This is a genomic window from Streptomyces sp. MH60 (genome assembly GCF_002939385.1).
Classification (GTDB): Bacteria; Actinomycetota; Actinomycetes; order Streptomycetales; family Streptomycetaceae; genus Streptomyces.
Genome location: NZ_MULI01000046.1, coordinates 24,356 through 46,058, shown reverse-complemented (window position 1 = coordinate 46,058; position 21,703 = coordinate 24,356). Strand labels below are relative to the sequence as shown.

The 21,703-nt window shown below is 71.5% G+C and carries 19 protein-coding genes; 10 read left to right on the top strand and 9 right to left on the bottom strand.

Going from position 1 to position 21,703, the window contains the following annotated elements; translation table 11 throughout:
- Positions 1-56 precede the first annotated feature (56 nt).
- From BZZ08_RS24995 to BZZ08_RS39630, 6 genes are all read left to right on the top strand, one after another.
- Positions 57-2,507, top strand: coding sequence for a SulP family inorganic anion transporter (locus BZZ08_RS24995; RefSeq protein ID WP_104634504.1), 2,451 nt, complete (start codon positions 57-59; stop codon positions 2,505-2,507).
- Positions 2,508-2,787: 280 nt separating this feature from the next.
- Positions 2,788-4,743 carry an acetate--CoA ligase gene (acs, locus tag BZZ08_RS24990; RefSeq protein WP_104634503.1) on the top strand — a complete coding sequence of 652 codons (1,956 nt, stop codon included), beginning with the start codon at positions 2,788-2,790 and terminating at the stop codon, positions 4,741-4,743.
- A gap of 176 nt (positions 4,744-4,919) precedes the next feature.
- Positions 4,920-6,344 (top strand): Na+/H+ antiporter NhaA, encoded by a 1,425-nt coding sequence (gene nhaA / locus BZZ08_RS24985; RefSeq protein ID WP_104634502.1) that lies wholly within the window; start codon positions 4,920-4,922, stop codon positions 6,342-6,344.
- 64 nt (positions 6,345-6,408) lie between these two features.
- Complete coding sequence (locus tag BZZ08_RS24980) at positions 6,409-6,897, top strand: phage holin family protein (RefSeq protein ID WP_104634514.1); 489 nt, start codon at positions 6,409-6,411, stop codon at positions 6,895-6,897.
- Positions 6,894-7,868 (top strand): alpha/beta fold hydrolase, encoded by a 975-nt coding sequence (locus BZZ08_RS24975; protein ID WP_104634501.1) that lies wholly within the window; start codon positions 6,894-6,896, stop codon positions 7,866-7,868. The genes BZZ08_RS24980 and BZZ08_RS24975 overlap by 4 nt, the downstream gene beginning before the upstream one ends.
- A gap of 149 nt (positions 7,869-8,017) precedes the next feature.
- Entirely contained in the window at positions 8,018-8,203 is a 186-nt protein-coding gene (locus tag BZZ08_RS39630; RefSeq protein ID WP_104634500.1) for a hypothetical protein, read from the top strand.
- Between the two features lie 48 nt (positions 8,204-8,251).
- On the opposite strand, the gene BZZ08_RS24965 is transcribed toward BZZ08_RS39630, so the two are convergent.
- The 3 genes from BZZ08_RS24965 to nth are packed head-to-tail and all read right to left on the bottom strand — an operon-like array spanning position 8,252 to position 11,372.
- Positions 8,252-9,451, bottom strand: coding sequence for a MarP family serine protease (locus BZZ08_RS24965; protein WP_104634499.1), 1,200 nt, complete (start codon positions 9,449-9,451; stop codon positions 8,252-8,254).
- A gap of 45 nt (positions 9,452-9,496) precedes the next feature.
- Positions 9,497-10,228, bottom strand: coding sequence for an NUDIX hydrolase (locus BZZ08_RS24960; RefSeq protein WP_104634513.1), 732 nt, complete (start codon positions 10,226-10,228; stop codon positions 9,497-9,499).
- A gap of 52 nt (positions 10,229-10,280) precedes the next feature.
- Entirely contained in the window at positions 10,281-11,372 is a 1,092-nt protein-coding gene (gene nth / locus BZZ08_RS24955; protein ID WP_198601679.1) for an endonuclease III, read from the bottom strand.
- A 369-nt stretch (positions 11,373-11,741) separates the two neighbouring features.
- Here nth and BZZ08_RS24945 point away from each other — a divergent pair, with 369 nt between their 5' ends.
- The gene (locus tag BZZ08_RS24945; RefSeq protein ID WP_003975365.1) at positions 11,742-12,416 is read left to right on the top strand and encodes a Crp/Fnr family transcriptional regulator; all 675 of its coding nucleotides are present in this window, start codon (positions 11,742-11,744) and stop codon (positions 12,414-12,416) included.
- A 6-nt stretch (positions 12,417-12,422) separates the two neighbouring features.
- Here the strand turns inward: BZZ08_RS24945 and BZZ08_RS24940 are convergent, their stop codons facing one another.
- From BZZ08_RS24940 to BZZ08_RS24920, 5 genes are all read right to left on the bottom strand, one after another.
- Positions 12,423-13,265 (bottom strand): MBL fold metallo-hydrolase, encoded by an 843-nt coding sequence (locus BZZ08_RS24940; RefSeq protein ID WP_104634497.1) that lies wholly within the window; start codon positions 13,263-13,265, stop codon positions 12,423-12,425.
- Complete coding sequence (locus BZZ08_RS24935) at positions 13,262-14,185, bottom strand: NUDIX hydrolase (RefSeq protein WP_104634496.1); 924 nt, start codon at positions 14,183-14,185, stop codon at positions 13,262-13,264. Before BZZ08_RS24935 ends, BZZ08_RS24940 begins: the two co-directional genes overlap by 4 nt.
- Positions 14,186-14,244: 59 nt before the next feature.
- Positions 14,245-15,264, bottom strand: a complete 1,020-nt coding sequence (locus tag BZZ08_RS24930; RefSeq protein ID WP_104634495.1) for an alpha/beta fold hydrolase — start codon at positions 15,262-15,264, stop codon at positions 14,245-14,247.
- Positions 15,265-15,429: 165 nt separating this feature from the next.
- A complete protein-coding gene (locus tag BZZ08_RS24925; RefSeq protein WP_104634494.1) occupies positions 15,430-15,897 on the bottom strand; it encodes a RidA family protein in 468 nt (155 codons plus the stop codon).
- Positions 15,894-16,055: a DUF4177 domain-containing protein gene (locus BZZ08_RS24920; RefSeq protein ID WP_003975360.1), complete on the bottom strand. Its 162-nt coding sequence runs from the start codon at positions 16,053-16,055 to the stop codon at positions 15,894-15,896. Before BZZ08_RS24920 ends, BZZ08_RS24925 begins: the two co-directional genes overlap by 4 nt.
- Positions 16,056-16,184: 129 nt before the next feature.
- On the opposite strand from BZZ08_RS24920, the gene BZZ08_RS24915 reads away from it, so the two are divergent.
- Together BZZ08_RS24915 and BZZ08_RS24910 are read left to right on the top strand one after the other, a co-directional pair.
- A complete protein-coding gene (locus BZZ08_RS24915; RefSeq protein WP_104634493.1) occupies positions 16,185-17,162 on the top strand; it encodes an ArsA-related P-loop ATPase in 978 nt (325 codons plus the stop codon).
- Complete coding sequence (locus BZZ08_RS24910; RefSeq protein ID WP_104634492.1) at positions 17,159-18,556, top strand: ArsA family ATPase; 1,398 nt, start codon at positions 17,159-17,161, stop codon at positions 18,554-18,556. The genes BZZ08_RS24915 and BZZ08_RS24910 overlap by 4 nt, the downstream gene beginning before the upstream one ends.
- 33 nt (positions 18,557-18,589) lie before the next feature.
- Here BZZ08_RS24910 and wblA read toward each other — a convergent pair whose 3' ends face one another.
- Positions 18,590-18,928, bottom strand: a complete 339-nt coding sequence (gene wblA, locus BZZ08_RS24905; protein WP_011029097.1) for a transcriptional regulator WblA — start codon at positions 18,926-18,928, stop codon at positions 18,590-18,592.
- Between the two features lie 461 nt (positions 18,929-19,389).
- Here wblA and BZZ08_RS24895 point away from each other — a divergent pair, with 461 nt between their 5' ends.
- Entirely contained in the window at positions 19,390-21,663 is a 2,274-nt protein-coding gene (locus BZZ08_RS24895; protein ID WP_104634491.1) for a transglycosylase domain-containing protein, read from the top strand.
- Positions 21,664-21,703: the final 40 nt, after the last annotated feature.

Below are 21,703 nucleotides of genomic sequence, written 5' to 3'. Positions count from 1 at the left end.
CTGAATTACCATTCATTTACTCGCTGTAATCGAACGGACCCTCAGGAGACGGGAACATGTCAGCCTGCGTCCCCGCCCGCGCCGATTCGGCCCGGACCAAGCACGTCCACCCACCCCACAGCCCGCCGCCTGGCGGCCCCCGGCGCTTCCGCCTCGCGGGCGCCGACGTCTCGGCCGCCGTCGCGGTGTTCCTGATCGCCCTGCCCCTCTCCCTGGGCATCGCCCTCGCCACCGGCGCCCCCCTCCAGGCCGGCCTCGTCGCCGCCGCCGTGGGCGGAATCGTCGCCGGACGCATCGGCGGCTGCCCGCTCCAGGTCAGCGGTCCCGCCGCCGGACTCACCGTGGTCACCGCCGACCTCATCCAGCACTACGGCTGGCGTACGACCTGTGCCATCACCGTTCTCGCCGGGATCGCCCAACTGGGGCTCGGCTGCCTGCGCGTGGCGCGCTCGGCGCTCGCCGTGAGCCCCGCCATCGTGCACGGCATGCTCGCCGGCATCGGCGTCACCATCGCCGTCGCACAGCTGCACATCGTCCTCGGCGGCACCCCGCAGAGCTCCGTGCCCGACAACCTGGTCGCACTGCCCGCCCAGTTGGCCGGCCTCCACCCCGCCGACGTGGCCGTGAGCGTGCTGACCCTGACCCTCCTGCTGCTCTGGCCCCGCATCCCCGGCCGGGCCGGCGAGATCCTGGGCAAGCTGCCCGCCGCCCTGGTCGCCGTCGCCGGTGCCACCGCGGTCGCCGCCCTCACCGGGCTCCGCCTGCCCAAGGTCGACCTGCCGTCCTGGAGCAGTCACGCCCTGGCCTCGCTGCCCGAAGGACCGGTGCTCGGTCTCGTCGCCGCCGTCCTCACCACCACGCTGGTGTGCAGTGTGCAGTCCCTGCTCGGGGCGGTCGCCGTGGACAAGCTGGTCGCCGCCCGGCCCGCGCTCACCGGCCGCGTCAAGCGTTGCGACCTCGACCGCGAACTGCTCGGCCAGGGCGCCGCCAACATCGTCTCCGGGTCGCTCGGGGGGCTGCCCGTCGCCGGTGTGGCCGTGCGCAGTTCCGCGAACGTGGCGGCGGGTGCCGTCAGCCGGAACTCCACGATGCTGCACGGCGTTCTCGTAGTGATCGCCGCGCTGCTGATGGTCCCGGCCCTGGAGCTCATCCCGCTCGCCTCGCTCGCCGCCCTGGTCATGGCCGTCGGCCTCAAGATGGTGTCGCTGAACCACATTCGTACGGTGACGCGCCACCGCGAGGTGCTGGTCTACGCGGTCACCACCTGCGGCGTGGTGTTCCTCGGCGTACTGGAGGGCGTCGCGCTCGGCATCGCCGTCGCCGTCGGCGTCGCCCTGCACCGCCTCACCCGCACCCGGATCACCCACGACGACATGGAGGGAGTCCACCACGTACACGTACGGGGGCAGTTGACCTTCCTCGCCGTGCCGCGGCTCAGCCGGATCCTGCACCAAGTGCCCCACGAGGCGGACGCCGTCGTGGAGCTGGACGGGTCCTTCATGGACCACGCGGCGTACGAGACGCTCCAGGACTGGCAGAAGACGCACACCGCGCACGGCGGCTCCGTCGACATCACCGGCCGCCGGCCCGGCACCCGCATCTCCGAACCGGCCGAGATGGACGGCTGCCGCTGCCGCCCCTGGACACCCTGGCGCAACCACCAGTGCGAGCGCCCACCGAAGGCACCGGCGTCCGGCGAGCACCGACAGGCCGCCACGGGCAGATCCCCCGGCAGCTCCCCCGACGGGTCCTCCGGCACCGCGACCGGCCCGAACGCCCGCGGTGCGACCGGGGCTTCCCGTGCGCCCGGCACACCCGACGGACCCCCCGGACACGAACTCGCCCGTGGCATCAGCGCGTTCCACCGCAACACCACCCCGCTGATGCGCCGCGAACTGGCCCGGCTGGCCCGGGAAGGCCAGCAGCCCTCCCAGCTGTTCCTGACCTGCGCCGACTCGCGGGTGGTCACGTCGATGATCACCTCCAGTGGCCCCGGCGACCTCTTCGTGGTGCGCAACGTCGGCAACTTCGTGCCGCTGCCCGGCGAGGAGAGCGGCGACGACTCGGTGGCCGCCGCGATCGAGTACGCGGTGGACGTGCTGAAGGTGCGGTCCCTCACGGTGTGCGGACACTCCGGGTGCGGGGCGATGCAGGCGCTGCTCGGCGCCGACCCCGGGGGCGCGCGCACCCCTCTCCAGCGATGGCTGCGGCACGGGGTGCCGAGCCTGGAGCGCGCGCCCGCGGACACAGGCGGGGACGACCGCGCCCGGCCCCGGCTGGCCGGACGCGCGCCCGCCGATGCCGCCGAGCGGCTGTGCCTGGCCAACGTGGTCCAGCAGCTGGAGCACCTGCGCGCCCACGAGTCGGTGGCCCGGGCACTGGGCGCCGGAGACCTGGAGCTGCACGGCATGTACTTCCACGTCGGCGAGGCGCAGTCGTACCTGCTGTCCGAGGACGCGGACGGCGACGTGTTCGAGCTCGTGCGGGAGCCGAACCCGACCGGCTGACCTCCGGACCGTCCGACCCTCCGGCCCCTCCGGCCCCTCCGGCCGGGTGCGGTCCCGGTGAGCCGCGGCGCGGGCCGGTGTGAGAGGCATTACACACACTGAACCCCGCGTCGTCGGCTTCCGTGGGTACGGGTGACCACGGACCACGAAGGCGGCGCGGCGGCAGGCGGCGGCCAGGACAGGTCTAAACCATTTGCCCGTCGACCCTTGTCATCGGCCCCCCGGGTCTGATGAGCTGTGGCCTGGGACACAACGGACAACCCTGAGAAAGGGAGATGTCGTGAGCAACGAATCCTTGGCCAACCTGCTCAAGGAAGAACGCAGGTTCGCACCCCCCGCCGACCTGGCCGCGAACGCCAACGTCACGGCGGAGGCGTACGAACAGGCCAAGGCTGACAGGCTCGGCTTCTGGGCCGAGCAGGCCCGCCGACTGACCTGGGCGAAGGAGCCGACCGAGACGCTCGACTGGTCGAACCCGCCGTTCGCCAAGTGGTTCAAGGACGGCACGCTGAACGTCGCCTACAACTGCGTCGACCGGCACGTGGAGGCCGGCAACGGCGACCGCGTCGCCATCCACTTCGAGGGCGAGTCCGGCGACAGCCGCGCCCTCACCTACGCCCAGCTCAAGGACGAGGTCTCCAGGGCCGCCAACGCCCTGCTGGAGCTGGGTGTGCAGAAGGGCGACCGCGTCGCGATCTACATGCCGATGATCCCCGAGACGGCGATCGCGATGCTGGCCTGCGCCCGCATCGGCGCCGCGCACTCGGTCGTCTTCGGCGGCTTCTCCGCGGACGCGCTGGCCACCCGCATCCAGGACGCCGACGCCCGCGTCGTCATCACCGCCGACGGCGGCTACCGGCGCGGCAAGCCGTCCGCGCTCAAGCCGGCCGTCGACGAGGCCGTCGAGCGCGCCGGGATCGTCGAGCACGTGCTCGTCGTCCGCCGCACCGGCCAGGACGTCGCCTGGGACGGCGCCCGGGACAAGTGGTGGCACGAGACCGTCGACCGGCAGTCCGCCGAGCACACACCCGAGGCGTTCGACGCCGAGCACCCGCTGTTCATCCTGTACACGTCCGGCACGACGGGTAAGCCCAAGGGCATCCTGCACACCTCCGGCGGCTACCTCACGCAGACGGCGTACACGCACTGGGCGGTCTTCGACCTCAAGCCGGAGACCGACGTGTTCTGGTGCACCGCCGACGTCGGCTGGGTCACCGGGCACTCCTACATCGTCTACGGCCCGCTCGCCAACGGCGCGACGCAGGTCATGTACGAGGGCACCCCGGACACCCCGCACCAGGGCCGGTTCTGGGAGATCGTGCAGAAGTACGGCGTGACGATCCTGTACACGGCGCCGACCGCGATCCGGACGTTCATGAAGTGGGGCGACGACATCCCCGCGAAGTTCGACCTGTCCTCCCTGCGCGTCCTCGGCTCGGTCGGCGAGCCGATCAACCCCGAGGCGTGGATCTGGTACCGCAAGAACATCGGCGCGGACGCGACCCCGGTCGTCGACACCTGGTGGCAGACCGAGACCGGCTCGATGATGATCACGCCGCTGCCGGGCGTCACGGAGGCCAAGCCGGGCTCCGCCCAGCGCGCGCTGCCCGGCATCTCCGCCACCGTCGTCGACGACGAGGCCAACGAGGTGCCGAACGGGGGCGGCGGCTACCTGGTCCTCACCGAGCCGTGGCCGTCGATGCTGCGCACCATCTGGGGCGACGACCAGCGGTTCATCGACACCTACTGGTCACGCTTCGAGGGCAAGTACTTCGCGGGCGACGGCGCCAAGAAGGACGACGACGGCGACATCTGGCTGCTCGGCCGCGTCGACGACGTGATGCTCGTCTCCGGCCACAACATCTCCACCACCGAGGTCGAGTCGGCCCTCGTCTCCCACCCGTCGGTCGCCGAGGCGGCCGTGGTCGGCGCGGCGGACGAGACCACCGGCCAGGCCATCGTGGCCTTCGTCATCCTGCGCGGCACGGCCGCGGAGAGCGAGGACCTGGTCACCGCGCTGCGCAACCACGTCGGTGCCACGCTCGGCCCGATCGCCAAGCCCAAGCGGATCCTGCCGGTGGCGGAGCTGCCGAAGACCCGCTCCGGCAAGATCATGCGGCGCCTGCTGCGCGACGTCGCGGAGAACCGGCAGCTCGGGGACGTCACGACCCTGACGGACTCGACGGTGATGGATCTCATCCAGTCGAAGCTCCCGGCGGCGACCAGCGAGGACTGAGCTGCGCACCCCGAGGGCACCCGGCGCCGGACGCGCGCCGGGTGCCCTCGCCCTGTGCGGCACCCGGGGCACGGGTAAGCTGGACGGACGTAAGAGACTCATCAAGATCCTCATGGTGCGCCGGGAAGTCTGGTCGGCATGTGTTCCGTGCTGCCCACCCACCGGAGGTTCTCCTCGTGACCGCGCCCCACACCCCCCGCAAGGCCTTCGGACGGCTGTCCCTCCCGGAGCGCACCTACCTCGCGGACGCGCTGCGCACCGAGACCGTCGGCGGCGTCCTGCTGCTCGTCGCCGCGATCGCCGCCCTGGTGTGGGCGAACATACCGGCGCTGCGCGACAGCTACGAGAGCGTCAGCCACTTCCACTTCGGCCCCGCGGCGCTCGGTCTCGACCTGTCGGTCGCGCACTGGGCCGCCGACGGGCTCCTGGCGATCTTCTTCTTCGTCGCCGGCATCGAACTCAAACGCGAACTCGTCGCCGGTGACCTGAAGGACCCCAAGGCCGCCGCGCTCCCGGTGGTGGCGGCGTTGTGCGGCATGGTCGTACCGGCGCTGGTCTACACGGTCACCAACACCGCGGGCGGCGGCTCCCTGTCCGGCTGGGCCGTGCCGACCGCCACCGACATCGCCTTCGCGCTCGCCGTGCTCGCCGTCATCGGCACCTCGCTGCCGAGCGCGCTGCGCGCCTTCCTGCTGACACTCGCCGTCGTCGACGACCTGTTCGCCATCCTGATCATCGCGGTCTTCTTCACCGACACCCTGAACTTCGCCGCGCTGGGCGGCGCGGTCGTCGGCCTCGTCGTCTTCTGGCTGCTGCTGCGCAAGGGGGTGCGCGGCTGGTACGTGTACGTCCCGCTCGGCCTGGTGATCTGGGCCCTGATGTACAACAGCGGCGTGCACGCCACCATCGCCGGCGTCGCGATGGGCCTGATGCTGCGCTGCCACCGGCGCGAGGGCGAGGACCACTCCCCGGGCGAGCGCATCGAGCACCTGGTGCGCCCGCTGTCGGCGGGCCTGGCGGTCCCGCTGTTCGCGTTGTTCAGCGCGGGGGTGGCCATCTCCGGCGGGGCGCTGGCGGACGTGTTCACCAAGCCGGAGACCCTCGGTGTCGTACTCGGGCTGGTCGTCGGCAAGACGCTGGGCATCTTCTTCGGCACCTGGCTGACCTCCCGCTTCACCAGGGCCTCGCTCAGCGACGACCTCCAGTGGGCGGACGTGTTCGCGGTGGCCACCCTGGCCGGCATCGGGTTCACCGTCTCGCTGCTCATCGGCGAGCTGGCCTTCGAGGGTGACGCGGCGATGACCGACCAGGTCAAGGCCGCCGTCCTGACCGGCTCGCTCATCGCGGCGGCCCTGGCGACGGTGCTGCTGAAGATACGGAACGCGAAGTACCGGGGGATGGTCGCGGAGGAGGAGCGCGACGACGACCTCAGCGGCGTACCGGACGTCTACGAGGAGGACGACCCCGCGTACCACCTGCGCGTGGCCGCCGTGTACGAGAGGAAGGCCGCCGAGCACCGCCGGATCGCCGAGGAGATGGAGTCGGCGCGGCTTGCCGAAGTGGCGGGCGGGGCAGGCGATGAGGACGACCGTCCGGCATGATCTGACGAGACGGTACAAAAGACGGAACCGTACTCAGATGAGCCAGCAGAAGAGGGAGACCGCGATGAGCGCACCCGACGGCAGCCCGGTCGGCACCGAACGCAGCATCGGCCAGCTGTTCGCCTCGGCGACCACCGAAATGTCGGCGCTCGTGCACGACGAGATCGCGCTGGCGAAGGCGCAGCTGAAGCAGGACGTCAAGCGTGGGGCGACGAGCGGCGGCGCGTTCTCCGCCGCGGGCCTGCTCCTGGTGTTCTCGCTGCCGATGCTGAGCTTCGCGCTGGCCTACGGCATCAGGACCTGGAGCCACTGGAACCTCGCGGTCTGCTTCCTGCTCTCCTTCGCGGCCAACGTCCTGATCGCGGGCCTCCTCGCGCTGATCGGCATCGTCTTCGCGAAGAAGGCCAAGAAGGGCCGCGGTCCGCAGAAGGTCGCCGCCTCGGTGAAGCAGTCCGCGGGCGTGCTCCAGAACGCCAAGCCGCACCCGCGCCCGGAACTGCCCGCGGACCGGTCCCCCGAAGCGATCGAGGCTGTGGCACGCTCGACCTCATGACGGGCTCCAGCACCCCTTCGGGGCAATCCCCCTCGCCGCAGCGCCCCCACCCCACCTCGGTCGTGCGCCTCGGCATCCCGGGCGGGCCCGAGGTGACCCACCGGGACGTCGCGGCCAACGGCGCCCGCTTCCACATCGCCGAGCTGGGCGACGGACCGCTGGTGCTGCTGCTGCACGGTTTCCCGCAGTTCTGGTGGACCTGGCGGCACCAGTTGGTGGCGCTCGCCGACGCCGGTTTCCGCGCGGTCGCCATGGATCTGCGCGGCGTCGGCGGCAGCGACCGCACCCCGCGCGGCTACGACCCCGCGGGCCTCGCCCTCGACATCACCGGTGTGGTCCGCTCCCTCGGCGAGCCGGACGCCGCGCTGGTCGGTCACGACCTCGGCGGCTACCTGGCCTGGACGGCCGCCGCGATGCGGCCCAAGCTCGTGCGCCGGCTCGCGGTGTCCTCGATGCCGCACCCCCGGCGCTGGCGCTCGGCCATGCTCGGGGACGTCCGCCAGAGCCGGGCGGGATCCTACATCTGGGGTTTCCAGCGCCCCTGGGTGCCGGAGCGTCAACTGACCGCGGACGACGGCGCGCTGGTTGGCCGGCTGCTCCACGACTGGTCCGGGCCGCGGCTCCTCGACGACGAGGCGGTGACGGCGTACCGGCGCGCCATGTGCATCCCCTCCACGGCGCACTGCTCGGTCGAGCCGTACCGCTGGCTGGTGCGCTCCCTGGCCCGGCCGGACGGCATCCAGTTCTACCGTCGGATGAAGCGGCCGGTGCGCGTGCCGACCCTGCACCTGCACGGCTCCCTGGACCCCGTGCTGCGGACGCGGAGTGCCGCCGGGTCCGGGCAGTACGTCGAAGCGCCGTACCGCTGGCGGTTGTTCGACGGGCTCGGGCACTTCCCGCACGAAGAGGATCCGGTCGCTTTCTCCACCGAACTGATCAACTGGCTGAAGGATCCCGAACCGGATCGATGACCGTTCGGTGAGCGAACGGTCACCGAACGGACGCGCCCGGTATCCGAACCGGAACGCTTGTCCTACGAACGGCCACTTGCCCGACGCATAGGCCAATTGGGCGCACCAGAAGCGGTTATCGACCTTGGGGCGGGGGCACACGTCCCGGTATGGGCTGGACGCACGACTACAGTGACGTAGCACGCGACGGCCGCTCCACGAGCGGCGTGAGCAGTACCCACCGACCTGGTGGCACCCCGCAACTCGCGGGTGCGGACCTTCGAGTGGGCATTCCGCGCATCCTGCGCCGCCGGGCCCGCTGGGTCTCCGTACGCCTGCGCCATCCGCGGACCTGAGACACCGCCCCGACGCCCCGACGCCTCCCGGGCACGGGGGGCGCGGGCCTAGAGCGCGCAGCTGTCGCTGTCCACCTGCTGACTGGCGGTGCGGCCCTTGCTGATGTCCTCGCGGATCTCGTCCGCGGTGAGCGCGTACCCGGTGTCGGGGTCGTCCAGGGACTTGGCGAAGACCACGCCGTACACCTCGCCCTCGGGCGTCAGCAGCGGGCCGCCCGAGTTGCCCTGACGGACCGTCGCGTACAGCGAGTAGACGTCCCGGCGGACGGTGTCGCGGTGGTAGATGTCCGGTCCGTTGGCCGTGATGCGCCCGCGCACCCGCGCGGCACGGACGTCGTACGCCCCGTTCTCCGGGAAGCCCGCGACGATGGCGCCGTCGTCGCCCTCCGCGTCCTCGTCGGCGAACCGGAGGGCGGGCGCGTCCAGTTCCGGCACGTCCAGGACGGCGATGTCGCGCTCCCAGTCGTAGAGGACGACCGTCGCGTCGTACTTCCGGCCCTCGCCGCCTATCTGCACGGTGGGTTCGTCGACGCCGCCCACGACGTGGGCGTTGGTCATGACGCGGCGGTCGGCGAAGACGAAGCCGGTGCCCTCCAGGACCTTGCCGCAGTCGGGGGCGGTGCCCATGACCTTGACGATGGACCGCTTGGCGCCGGCGGCGACCGGGCTGTTCGCCAGGGTCGGGTCCGGCGGCAGCGTGTCGGGGATCGACTCGTTGGAGAACGGGCTGAAGACCTGGGGGAAGCCGTTCTTGTCGAGGACCGAGGTGAAGCTGTCGAACCAGTTGTCGGCACCGGCGGGCAGCACCTGCTGCACCCCCGCCAGCACCGTGGACTGCCGCACCTCCTTTCCGACCGTCGGCATCGTGGTCCGCGCCAGGGCGGAGCCGAGCAGCCAGGCGACCAGGAGCATGGCGACGACGTTGACCAGGGCGCCGCCGGTGGCGTCCAGGGCGCGGGCCGGGGACCAGGTGATGTAGCGGCGCAGCTTGTTGCCCAGATGGGTCGTCAGGGCCTGCCCGACGGAGGCGCACACGATGACGACCACGACCGCGACGACGGCGGCGGTGGTGCTCACCTCCGCGTTGTCCGTCAGCGCGTCCCAGATCACCGGAAGCAGGTAGACGGCGACGAGACCGCCGCCGAGGAAGCCGATCACCGACAGGATGCCGACGACGAAGCCCTGGCGGAAGCCGACGATCGCGAACCAGACGGCGGCCAGCAGCAACAGGATGTCCAGCACGTTCACCGATTCAGGCCTCGTCTTGTCGTCTGCGGTACGCAGGCCACCCTGTCATGCGCGCCAGTCCAGCGGGACCTGCTTCTCCCGGTCCCACGGCCGCTCCCAGCCCGCGAAGTGCAGCAACCGGTCGATGATGCCGGCGGTGAAGCCCCACACGAGCGCCGATTCGACCAGGAATGCCGGACCTCGGTGACCGCTGGGGTGGATGGTCGTCACCCGGTTGGCGGGGTCCGTGAGATCCGCCACGGGGACCGTGAAGACGCGCGCGGTCTCGGCAGGGTCGACGACGCCGACCGGGGTGGGCTCGCGCCACCAGGCCAGCACCGGGGTGACGACGAAGCCGCTGACCGGGATGTAGAGCTTGGGCAGGGCCCCGAAGAGCTGGACGCCGGCCGGGTCGAGCCCGGTCTCCTCCTCGGCCTCGCGCAGGGCGGCCCGCAGCGGGCCGTCACCGCGCGGATCGCCGTCCTCCGGGTCGAGGGCACCGCCCGGGAAGGCGGGCTGGCCGGGGTGGGAGCGCAGGGAGCCGGCCCGCTCCATGAGCAGCAGCTCCGGGCCACGGCCGGCCTCGCCCTCGCGGGTGCCGTCGCCGAACAGGATCAGGACGGCGGACTGGCGGCCCGCGCCGTCCGCCGGCGGCAGGAACCGGCTCAGCTGGGTGGGCCGGACCGTCTCGACGGCCCGCACCACCGGGTCCAGCCAGCCGGGCAGACCCTCCTTGCTGAGCATCACGCTCCCGGCGTGACCCCTCGCGGGGCCCTGCGTGTCGCTCGCCCGTGTCATCTCCACCCCCGTCCTGCCGACTCCAACGCCCGACGCCCCCGAGATCGTTCCGTCACCCGGCCCCCAGCGGCGGTGCCGGCTTCCCGCCCGCGTCCAGGTAGGCCTGCGGGGGCTTCAGCCGCTGCCCCGGGAAGCCGCCCTTCTCGTACTTCAGCAGCTTCTTCGCCTTCTCCGGGTCCGTCTCGCCCTCGCCGTACGCCGGGCACAGCGGGGCGATGGGGCAGGCGCCGCAGGCGGGCTTGCGGGCGTGGCAGATGCGGCGGCCGTGCCAGATCACGTGGTGGGAGAGGTCGGTCCAGTCGCTCTTCGGGAAGAGCGCGCCGACGGCGGCCTCGATCTTGTCCGGGTCGGTCTCCTCCGTCCACTGCCAGCGGCGCACCAGACGCTGGAAGTGCGTGTCCACGGTGATGCCGGGGCGGCCGAAGGCGTTGCCGAGCACGACGAAGGCGGTCTTGCGGCCGACGCCGGGCAGCTTGACGAGGTCTTCGAGGCGTCCGGGGACCTCGCCCCCGAAGTCCTCCGTCAGGGCCTTGGACAGCCCTATGACCGACCTGGTCTTGGCCCGGAAGAAGCCGGTCGGTCGCAGGATTTCCTCGACCTCCTCGGGGACGGCGGCGGCCAGGTCCTCGGGGGTGGGGTACTTGGCGAACAGGGCGGGCGTCGTCTGGTTCACCCTGAGGTCGGTGGTCTGGGCGGACAGCACCGTGGCAACGACCAGCTGGAACGGGTTCTCGAAGTCCAGCTCCGGGTGGGCGTACGGGTAGACCTCGGCGAGCTCGCGGTCGATACGGCGGGCGCGGCGGACCAGCGCGGTGCGCGACTCGCCGCGCGGCGGCTTCGGGGCGACGGTCTTCGCCGGGGCGACGCCCTTGACGGCGGCGGCGGCCTTCTTCGGGACGACGGCGGGCTTCTTGGCGGGCGCCTGCCTCTTGAGGGGCGCGGCCTTCTTCGCGGGGCTCGCCTTCTTGCCTGCGGACGTCTTCTTGGCCGCGGAGGTCTTCGTCGCCGCGGAGGTCTTCTCGCTCGCGGCGGACTTCTTGGCCGCAGTGGCCTTCTCCGCGGGGGTCTTCTTCACGGGAGACTTCTCGCTCCCGGCGCTCTTCTCGGTCGCGGCGGACTCCTTGCTCGCGGCGCTCTTCTTCACGGCACCCTTCTCCGCAGTCACCCTCTTGGCAGGCACTGCCTTCTTTGTCGCTTTCGCCGTTTTCCTACCGCCATCGGGACCCTGTTCGCCCACAGCGGAATCGCGACGTACACTCACCCGCGCAGCCCCCTAGGCCTGTGCTCTCACCGGCGATTTGGACACCCGGCCAGCCTACGACCCGGCACCGACATCCGCCCCGGACCTCGAAGATCGGCGTCCAATTGGACCCCTGCCGCGTACCCCAGGACATCAGTGCGGCATCCTTGTGACAGATCACACTGTTTGGACTGTCCGGCAAAATGGGCACCACGGACCCCTGGTACACCGGGGGAACAAGATCCTCTGAGCCGGTCGACAAGGAGAGAACTCGTGGACGACGTTCTGCGGCGCAACCCGCTCTTCGCGGCGCTCGACGACGAGCAATCCGCGGAGCTCCGCGCCTCCATGAGTGAGGTGACCCTCGCCCGCGGCGACACCCTGTTCCACGAGGGGGACCCCGGAGACCGCCTCTACGTGGTCACGGAAGGCAAGGTCAAGCTCCACCGCACGTCCCCCGACGGGCGCGAGAACATGCTGGCCGTCGTCGGCCCCAGCGAGCTGATCGGCGAGCTGTCGCTCTTCGACCCGGGCCCCCGCACGGCGACCGGCACCGCGCTGACCGAGGTCAAGCTGCTGGCCCTCGGCCACGGCGACCTCCAGCCCTGGCTGAACGTCCGGCCCGAGGTGGCCACCGCACTGCTGCGTGCCGTCGCGCGCCGTCTGCGCAAGACCAACGACGCCATGTCCGACCTGGTCTTCTCGGACGTCCCCGGCCGCGTCGCCCGCGCCCTGCTGGACCTGTCCCGCCGCTTCGGCGTGCAGTCCGAGGAGGGCATCCACGTGGTGCACGACCTGACGCAGGAGGAGCTGGCCCAGCTGGTCGGCGCGTCCCGCGAGACGGTCAACAAGGCCCTCGCCGACTTCGCCCAGCGCGGCTGGCTCCGCCTGGAGGCCCGCGCGGTGATCCTGCTGGACGTGGAGCGGCTGGCCAAGCGCTCCCGCTGACCGGCCTCAGTCGCGCGGCTGGATGAGCCCGTGCTCGCCCAGGTACTCCAGCTGCGCCCGCACCGACAGCTCCGCCGCCGGCCACAGGGAGCGGTCGACGTCCGCGTACACGTGGGCGACGACCTCGCCCGGCGTGCGGTGGCCGTCCTCCACCGCCGTCTCGACCTGGGCGAGGCGGTGGGCGCGATGGGCGAGGTAGTACTCCACGACGCCCTGGGCGTCCTCCAGGACGGGCCCGTGCCCCGGGAGCACCGTGTGCACCCCGTCGTCGGCCGTGAGCGACCTGAGCCTGCGCAGCGAGTCCAGGTAGTCGCCGAGACGGCCGTCGGGGTGGGCCACCACCGTCGTACCGCGCCCCAGGACGGTGTCGCCCGTCAGGACCGCCCGGTCGGCCGGGAGATGGAAGCACAGGGAGTCCGCCGTGTGCCCCGGGGTCGGTACGACCCTCAGCTCCAGGCCGCCGACCCCGATCACCTCACCGGCCGCCAGCCCCTCGTCGCCCAGCCGCAGCGCCGGGTCCAGTGCCCGTACGTTCGTGCGGGTCAGCTCGGCGAAGCGCGCCGCACCCTCCGCGTGGTCGCGGTGACCGTGCGTCAGCAGCGTCAGCGCGACCCGCTTGCCGGCCCGCTCGGCCGTGTCGACGACGTTGCGCAGGTGGGCGTCGTCCAGCGGGCCCGGGTCGACGACGACGGCCAGGTCGGAGTCGGGTTCGGCGAGGATCCAGGTGTTCGTGCCGTCCAGGGTCATCGCCGAGGCGTTGGGCGCCAGGACGTTCACCGCGCGCGCGGTGGCCGGTCCCGACAGGACACCGCCCCGCGGCTGTCCGGGCAGTGCTGCTGCGTCCGTCATGCGGGAGCTCCCCCGGTCGGGTCGGAAGGTGTCGCCGGTGCCGCCGCCGCACTCGGGACGTGCTTGGTGAACTCGTCGTGTCCCGGCCAGGAGAGGACCACCTCGTCGCCGGACAGCCGCGCGCGGGCCAGTACCGGTGTCATGTCGCGGCCGGGAGCCGCCGCCAGCGCCTCGGCCGCCGTGCCGCACTCCGCGAGACCGCGCAGGGTCGCGACGGTGGGCGGCATCATCAGCAGCTCGCCCTTGTCGTACCCGGCCGCCGCGTCCGCCGGGGTGATCCACACCGTGCGGTCGGCCTCCGTGGACGCGTTGCGCGTGCGCTGCCCCTCGGGGAGCGCGGCCACGAAGAACCACGTGTCGTAGCGCCGGGACTCGAACTCCGGGGTGATCCAGCGCGCCCAGGCGCCCAGCAGGTCGGAGCGCAGGACGAGGCCCCTGCGGTCCAGGAACTCCGCGAAGGACAGCTCACGGTCGACCAGGGCGGCCCGGTCGGCCTCCCAGTCCCCGCCCGTCGTGTCGCCGACCACCGAGTCGCCGGTCGGACCGGCGAGCAGAACGCCGGCCTCCTCGTACGTCTCCCGTACGGCCGCGCAGACGATCGCCTGGGCGCCCGCCTCGGCGACGCCGAGCCGGTCCGCCCACCACGCGCGCGTGGGGCCCGCCCAGCCGATGGCGCGGTCGTCGTCACGCGGGTCGACCCCGCCGCCCGGATAGGCGTACGCGCCCCCGGCGAACGCCATGGAGGTGCGGCGGCGCAGCATGTGGACGACGGGTCCCGACCCGGTGCCGGTGTCCTTGAGGAGCATGACGGTGGCCGCGCGCCTCGGGGTGACCGGGGTGAGGGTGCCGGCCGCCAGCGCGCGGATGCGGTCCGGCCATTCCGGTGGGTACCACTGACCATTCGCCTGACCATTCGCCATGGCCGGAGGCTATCCGGTGACGGGCGGATGTTCGAGTGGCCCCCGGGGCCGGGTGGGCGTCAGGAGGGCAGGCCGGTCAGCCACTCGGTGAGCAGCCGGTTCGTCTCCTCGGGGCGCTCCTGCTGGAGCCAGTGGCCGCAGCCGTCGAGGACGTGCGAGGAGCGCAGGCCGGGCAGGGTGACCGGATACGCCTCGATCGCGTCGGACAGCCAGGTGGTGGAGGCGTCCAGGCCGCCGCCGAGGAACAGCGACGGCTGGGTGATCGGGGCGCCCTCGTGGGCGGCCAGGTCGGCCCAGTCGCGGTCCATGTTGCGGTAGCGGTTGAGGGCGCCGGTCAGGCCGGTCCGCTCGAACTCCCCGGCGTAGACGTCCAGCTCCGACTCGGTCAGCCAGGAGGGCAGCCGCCCGGCGGCCGGGAACCGGTCGCGCATCCTGCCGCCGGGGGCGACGAAGTGCGGGTCGGGCTCCTCCGGACCGGGCATGGTGTCGGCGGACAGCGCGGCGTAGAGGCCGGCGAGCCAGCCGCGTACGTCCGGCTCGATCTCGGCCTCGGCACGGCCGGGCTCCTGGAAGTAGGAGACGTAGAACTCCTGCCCGCCGAAGGGCCCGGCCGGGTCGCTCATGCCGGCGAAGACCTCGCTGGGCTTCGGGCCGCCGGGCGGGGTGTACGGCACGCTCAGCAGGCCCACCGCGCGGAAGACGTCCGGCCGCAGCAGCGCGGAGTGGGCGGCGATGTTCGCGCCCCAGTCGTGGCCGACGACCACGGCGGAACGTTCTCCCAGGGCCTCCACCACGGCGACGTTGTCCTCGACCAGGTCGAGCATCCGGTACGCCTCGACGGCGTCCGGCCGCGAGGAGCGCCCGTAGCCGCGCACGTCGAGGGCGACGGCACGGAACCCGGCGGCGGCCAGCGCGGGCAGCTGGTGGCGCCAGGAGTACCAGGACTCCGGGAAGCCGTGCACGAGCAGGACCAGCGGCCCGCTGCCCTGCTCCACCAGATGGATCCGGCCGGCGGGCGAGGGCACCAGGCGGTGGACGGGCTGGTCGGCCTGCTGGTCGGTCACGGGCGGCTGCGGCATGGTTCCTCCTGGCGCATACGGTCGGTACGGCCCCGGTACGGGCCGGGACCACCGACCGGGGCCGGCTCCCGCCCCGTACGGGGCGTGGAACCGATCCTGCGAGGTCGGAGCGGCGGGTGCGAGCTTTGTTGCCGGGCTGGCAACGCGCGCCGCACCCGGCGTCCGCTACGGCTGGACCAGCTCCACCTGGATCTCGACCTCCACCGGCGCGTCCAGCGGGAGGACCGCCACGCCGACCGCGCTGCGGGCGTGCACGCCCTTGTCGCCCAGGACCTCGCCGAGGAGTTCGCTGGCGCCGTTGATCACGCCGGGCTGCCCGGTGAAGTCGGTCGCGGAGGCGACGAAGCCGACGACCTTGACGACACGCGCGACGCGGTCGAGGTCACCGGCGACGGACTTCACGGCGGCCAGGGCGTTCAGCGCGCAGGTGCGGGCCAGTTCCTTGGCCTCGTCCGGGGTGACCTCGGCGCCGACCTTGCCGGTGACCGGAAGCTTGCCGCCCAGCATCGGCAGCTGGCCGGAGGTGTAGACGTACGGGCCGGACTGCACGGCCGGCTGGTAGGCGGCCAGCGGCGGGACGACCTCGGGCAGCGTCAGACCCAGCTCGGCGAGCTTCGCCTCGACGGCGCTCATGCCTGCTTCTCCCGCTTGAGGTAGGCGACGAGCTGCTCGGGGTTGTTCGGCCCGGGCACGACCTGGACGAGCTCCCAGCCGTCCTCGCCCCAGGTGTCCAGAATCTGCTTCGTGGCATGGACGAGCAGCGGCACGGTTGCGTATTCCCACTTGGTCATGCGGCCGACTCTAGCCGTTGGCCGGGGCACCTCCGCAGCCGCTGTCCGGGCCCCTCGGCGCGCCGGCCGCGGCGACGTTGTCCACAGCCTCCGGAGTACTCGGCGCGCGGACTGGTTACGCTCGAATACGTGAGCAGGCTCCAGGTCGTCAGCGGCAAGGGCGGTACCGGTAAGACCACGGTGGCCGCGGCCCTCGCGTTGGCCCTGGCCACCGAGGGGAAGCGCGCGCTTCTCGTCGAGGTCGAGGGCCGCCAGGGCATCGCGCAGCTCTTCGAAACGGAGGCGCTGCCTTATGAGGAGCGGAAGATCGCCGTCGCTCCCGGGGGCGGGGAGGTGTACGCCCTCGCCATCGACGCCGAACTGGCCCTGCTGGACTACCTCCAGATGTTCTACAAGCTGGGCAGCGCCGGACGGGCCCTGAAGAAGCTCGGCGCGATCGACTTCGCGACGACCATCGCGCCGGGGGTCAGGGACGTCCTGCTGACCGGCAAGGCGTGCGAGGCGGTCCGGCGCAAGGACAAAAAGGGACGGTTCGTGTACGACTACGTCGTCATGGACGCCCCGCCGACCGGCCGCATCACGCGCTTCCTCAACGTCAACGACGAGGTGGCCGGGCTCGCGAAGGTCGGCCCCATACACAATCAGGCACAGGCCGTGATGCGGGTGCTGAAGTCGCGGGAGACCGCCGTGCACCTGGTGACGCTGCTGGAGGAGATGCCGGTCCAGGAGACCGTGGACGGCGTCGCCGAGCTGCGGACGGCGCGGCTCCCGGTGGGCCGGGTCGTCGTCAACATGGTCCGGCCCCAGACCCTGGACGCCACCGACCTGGAGCTCGTACGGGAGACACCGCGTACGGCGGTGGCCCGGTCCCTGGCCGGGGCGGGGCTCGGCGGCGCGCGGCGGGGCGGGCACGCCGAACGGCTGGTGGACCCGCTCCTGGCCCAGGCCGGGGAGTACGCCGAGCGGTACGCGCTGGAGCAGGAGCAGCGGGCGGTCCTCGCCGAGCTGGGTCTGCCGACGCCCGAACTGCCCCTGCTCGCGGAGGGCATGGACCTGGCGGGCCTGTACGAACTGGCCACCGAGCTGCGGAAGCAGGGGATCGCATGAGTCCGGACGACCCGGCCCGCCACCAGGAGGGCGCGCGCCGCCTGGCCCCCGCGCGCGTGCTCGACGTCGACCGCCTGCTGGAGGACCCGCGGAGCCGCATCGTGGTGTGCTGCGGTTCGGGCGGGGTCGGCAAGACGACCACGGCGGCGGCGCTGGGCCTGCGCGCGGCCGAGCACGGCCGCAAGGTGGTCGTCCTCACCATCGACCCGGCCCGGCGGCTCGCGCAGTCCATGGGCATCGACTCCCTCGACAACACCCCGCGCCGGGTGAAGGGCGTCGACGACTCGGCGGGCGGTGAGCTGCACGCCATGATGCTCGACATGAAGCGGACCTTCGACGAGATCGTCGAGTCCCACGCGGATCCCGAACGGGCGGCGGCGATCCTGGGCAACCCCTTCTACCAGTCGCTGTCGGCCGGCTTCGCGGGCACGCAGGAGTACATGGCGATGGAGAAGCTGGGGCAGCTGCGGGCGAAGGACGAGTGGGACCTCATCGTCGTCGACACGCCGCCGTCCCGCTCGGCGCTGGACTTCCTGGACGCCCCCAAGCGCCTCGGTTCCTTCCTGGACGGCAAGCTGATCCGCGTCCTGCTGGCCCCGGCGAAGGTCGGCGGCCGGGCGGGCATGAAGTTCCTGAACGTCGGCATGTCGATGATGACGGGCGTCCTGGGGAAGGTGCTGGGCGGGCCGTTCCTGAAGGACGTGCAGACCTTCGTGGCCGCGATGGACTCGATGTTCGGCGGGTTCCGTACCCGCGCGGACGCGACGTACAAGCTGCTCCAGGCGTCCGGGACGGCGTTCCTGGTGGTCGCGGCCCCGGAGCGGGACGCACTGCGCGAGGCCGCGTACTTCGTGGAGCGGCTGGCCGCCGAGGACATGCCGCTGGCCGGTCTGGTGCTCAACCGGGTCCACGGCAGCGGTGCCGCACGGCTGTCGGCCGAGCGGGCGCTCGCCGCCGCGGAAAATCTTGAGGATCCCCGCATTGTGGATCAGGACGGCGGGAAAGCTGGACTTCGTACCTCTCCCGGCAACTCTCCCGATCCGCACGGCAGTTCAGGACCGGCCGACTCCGTCCCCGACGACTCGGCCTCCGACGCCTCTCCCGAGGCTCCCGACCCCTCTTCGGAGGCCACCGACACCGCCTCCGAGGCTCCCGACGCGCCGGAGCGGTCCGTCGACACCCTCACCGCCGGTCTGCTGCGACTGCACGCCGAACGCATGCACCTGCTCGCCCGCGAGCAGCGCACACGTGACCGCTTCACCGCGCGTCATCCCGAGGTGGCGGTCACCGAGGTGGCCGCGCTGCCCGGCGACGTGCACGACCTGGCAGGGCTGCGGGACATCGGGGCACGCCTGGCTGTCGGCCGGTCCGAGCTGCCCGAGCCGGGCGCCTGAGCCAGCCCTCGGGCCCCTGGGCCCTGGTGGGGGTCAGCCCACGGCCGCGTAGTTCTCGTACACCTCGTCGTCGTCGAGGGGCACGATGCCGACCCCTCGTTCGTACTCCGTCCGCGCCGTCTCCAGAAGCCGGCGCCAGGACGTCACGGTGGGCCGCCTGCGCAGCAGTGCGCGGCGCTCCCGCTCCGTCATGCCTCCCCACACGCCGAACTCGACGCGGTTGTCGAGCGCGTCGGCCAGGCACTCGGTCCGCACCGGACATCCGGTGCACACCGCCTTGGCCCTGTTCTGCGCTGCTCCCTGAACGAACAGTTCGTCCGGATCGGTAGTGCGGCAGGCGGCCTGCGCACTCCAGTCGGTTACCCAGCCCATACCGGCGCCGTCCTCTCCCGAATCGAGGCTCCCCCACGGCGGCAGCGGCATATTCACCGCCGCCAGTTGAGGACGTTACGGAAGGTGGGCACAGCGCAACACCCCCTTCGGGCCCAATCTTGAATGGCCCGAACGGACTATGGGTAAGCGGCAGATCACCCGGGGGAGTGAGCTGGCGACATGCGCGACGATCCCGACATACGGGTCATCTCTGTTGCGCCACAACGGACACCGATTGACACACAAGGCGGATTCGGACACGCACTCCCCACGCCGTGGCACGCGCCGGTACACACCAACGCGCCCCCAGCGGAGCCCCCCTCGGAAAAAATTCGAGCGGATCCGGAACGATTCGGGGTCGCCGGACGTATTGATACGTGGCCTCACTGCTGTGACAGTTGAGTGCAGCTTAGGCCAAGGCATATACGCGTGTCCGGCGAATGAGAACGTAGGCTGCCTCCATGCCAAAGAAGCGCTCGGGCGGTGGTCTGTCGCCAACGCAACAGGCCGCCAAGTTCCTCGGTGTCAGTGTGCTCGCGGGAGCAGTGCTGGCCGGCATCGCGTTGCCCGCCGTGGGTGCGCTGGGGCTGGCGGCCAAGGGGTCGGTGGAGAGCTTCGACGCCCTCCCGGCCAACCTGAAGACTCCCCCGCTGAGCCAGCGCACCGCCATCCTCGACGCCGAGGGCGGCACCATCGCCACGGTCTACTCCCGCGACCGCACGGTGGTCGACCTCAAGGACATCTCGCCGTACCTGCAGAAGGCGATCGTCGCGATCGAGGACTCGCGCTTCTACGAGCACGGCGCGGTCGACCTGAAGGGTGTGCTGCGCGCCCTCAACAAGAACGCGCGCAGCGGCGGGGTCTCCGAGGGCGCGTCCACGCTCACCCAGCAGTACGTCAAGAACGTCTTCGTGGAGGAGGCGGGAGACGACCCGACGAAGGTCGCCCAGGCCACCCAGCAGACCATCGGCCGCAAGATCCAGGAGCTGAAGCTCGCGATCCAGGTCGAGGAGGAGTTGGGCAAGAAGAAGATCCTCGAGAACTACCTGAACATCACCTTCTTCGGCCAGCAGGCCTACGGGGTCGAGGCGGCCTCCCAGCGCTACTTCTCCAAGCACGCCAAGGACCTCAACGTCCAGGAGGCCGCCCTCCTGGCCGGCATCGTCCAGTCGCCCAGCCGGTACGACCCGGTCAACGACGAGGCGGAGGCCACCAAGCGGCGCAACGTCGTCCTGACGCGCATGGCCCAGGTCGGCGACATCTCGCCGGCCCAGGCCGAGAAGGCGAAGAAGGCACCGCTCGGGCTGAAGGTCAGCAAGCCGAAGAACGGCTGCATCACGGCCGTGAACGACGCGAGCTTCTTCTGCGACTACGTGCGCGAGGTCTTCCTGAGCGAACCGGTCTTCGGCAAGACCCGCAAGGAGCGGGCCAAGGTCTGGAACCAGGGCGGCCTGACCATCCGCACGACGCTCGACCCGCAGGCCCAGGAGTCGGTCCAGCAGTCGCTCAAGGACCATGTGAACCAGTCGGACTCGGTCGCCGCCGCGAGCACGCTGGTCGAGCCGGGCACCGGCAAGGTCCTCGCGATGGGCCAGTCCAAGCCCTACGGCTACGGCAAGAACGAGACCGAGATCAACTACTCGGTCGGCCACGCCGCGGGCGGCTCCAACTACGGCTTCCCGACCGGTTCCACGTTCAAGCCCTTCGTCGCGGCGGCCGCGCTCGAGGAGGGGCGCCCGCCCACGCAGGAGTACTCGTCCCCGTACGAGATGCCCTACCCCGAGCCCGTGCAGACGTGCAGTGGGAAGCCCTGGCTCAACACGGCCGGCGAGAAGGTCCCCAACGAGAGCGAGTCGGAGGTCGGCCCGTACCGGCTGAAGAAGGCGATGGCCCTCTCGGTCAACACCTACTTCGTCCAGATGGTGGCCGACATCGGGCTGTGCCCGGTGATGAAGATGACGGACGCCCTGCACGTCGTGCAGGGCAGCGGCGAGAAGCTTCCGGAAGTCCCCGCCATCTCCCTCGGGTCCAAGGGCGTGTCCCCGCTGACGATGGCGAGCGCGTACGCCGCCTTCGCCTCCCGGGGGATGTACTGCACACCGATCGTGATCGAGTCGATCACCCAGAAGATCGGCGACAAGCAGAAGTCGCTCGACGTCCCTAAGTCGACGTGCTCGCGCGCGATGAGTGAGAAGACCGCGGACACGGTCAGCACCCTGCTGCAGGGTGTGGTCGACTCCGGCACCGGCAAGGCGGCCGGGCTCACGGACCGTGACAACGCCGGCAAGACGGGTACGACCGACGAGCGCAAGAACGCCTGGTTCGTCGGCTACACGCCGAACCTGTCCGGCGCCGTCTGGGTGGGCAGCGCCTCGCAGCAGGTCCAGATGAAGAACATCACGATCGGCGGGCAGTACCACGATCTGGTCTTCGGTGGCGCGGTCCCGGGCCCCATCTGGAAGGACGCCATGACCGGCGCCCTGGCGGGCAAGGACTCCCCCTCGTTCAACCTCGTCGACATCCCGGACGAGGACAAGAACAAGGACAAGGACAAGAACAAGGACCGCGACAAGGAGAAGCCCGACGACGGGAACAACGGCGACGACGACGGCTTCATCGGCGGCCTGACCGACGGCGGCACCGGCAACGGCGGCACCGGAAACGGTGGGCCGGACGGCGGCTTCCCGGGCAATCTGATCCAGGGCCCGGGCAACGGGCCGGGCGGGCGACGCTGACTCGCCCCACCGGCACAAGCACGGCCAGGACGAAACGGTC

Excerpts from the sequence above, each read along its gene's own strand:
- BZZ08_RS24995 (WP_104634504.1), top strand. The coding sequence starts at position 57 with ATGTCAGCCTGCGTCCCCGCCCGCGCCGATTCGGCCCGGACCAAGCAC.
- BZZ08_RS24980 (WP_104634514.1), top strand. The coding sequence starts at position 6,409 with ATGAGCGCACCCGACGGCAGCCCGGTCGGCACCGAACGCAGCATCGGC.
- BZZ08_RS24975 (WP_104634501.1), top strand. The coding sequence starts at position 6,894 with ATGACGGGCTCCAGCACCCCTTCGGGGCAATCCCCCTCGCCGCAGCGC.
- BZZ08_RS39630 (WP_104634500.1), top strand. The coding sequence starts at position 8,018 with ATGGGCTGGACGCACGACTACAGTGACGTAGCACGCGACGGCCGCTCC.
- BZZ08_RS24960 (WP_104634513.1), bottom strand. The coding sequence starts at position 10,228 with ATGACACGGGCGAGCGACACGCAGGGCCCCGCGAGGGGTCACGCCGGG.
- BZZ08_RS24940 (WP_104634497.1), bottom strand. The coding sequence starts at position 13,265 with ATGACGGACGCAGCAGCACTGCCCGGACAGCCGCGGGGCGGTGTCCTG.
- BZZ08_RS24935 (WP_104634496.1), bottom strand. The coding sequence starts at position 14,185 with ATGGCGAATGGTCAGGCGAATGGTCAGTGGTACCCACCGGAATGGCCG.
- BZZ08_RS24930 (WP_104634495.1), bottom strand. The coding sequence starts at position 15,264 with ATGCCGCAGCCGCCCGTGACCGACCAGCAGGCCGACCAGCCCGTCCAC.
- BZZ08_RS24925 (WP_104634494.1), bottom strand. The coding sequence starts at position 15,897 with ATGAGCGCCGTCGAGGCGAAGCTCGCCGAGCTGGGTCTGACGCTGCCC.
- BZZ08_RS24920 (WP_003975360.1), bottom strand. The coding sequence starts at position 16,055 with ATGACCAAGTGGGAATACGCAACCGTGCCGCTGCTCGTCCATGCCACG.
- BZZ08_RS24910 (WP_104634492.1), top strand. The coding sequence starts at position 17,159 with ATGAGTCCGGACGACCCGGCCCGCCACCAGGAGGGCGCGCGCCGCCTG.
- wblA (WP_011029097.1), bottom strand. The coding sequence starts at position 18,928 with ATGGGCTGGGTAACCGACTGGAGTGCGCAGGCCGCCTGCCGCACTACC.
- BZZ08_RS24895 (WP_104634491.1), top strand. The coding sequence starts at position 19,390 with ATGCCAAAGAAGCGCTCGGGCGGTGGTCTGTCGCCAACGCAACAGGCC.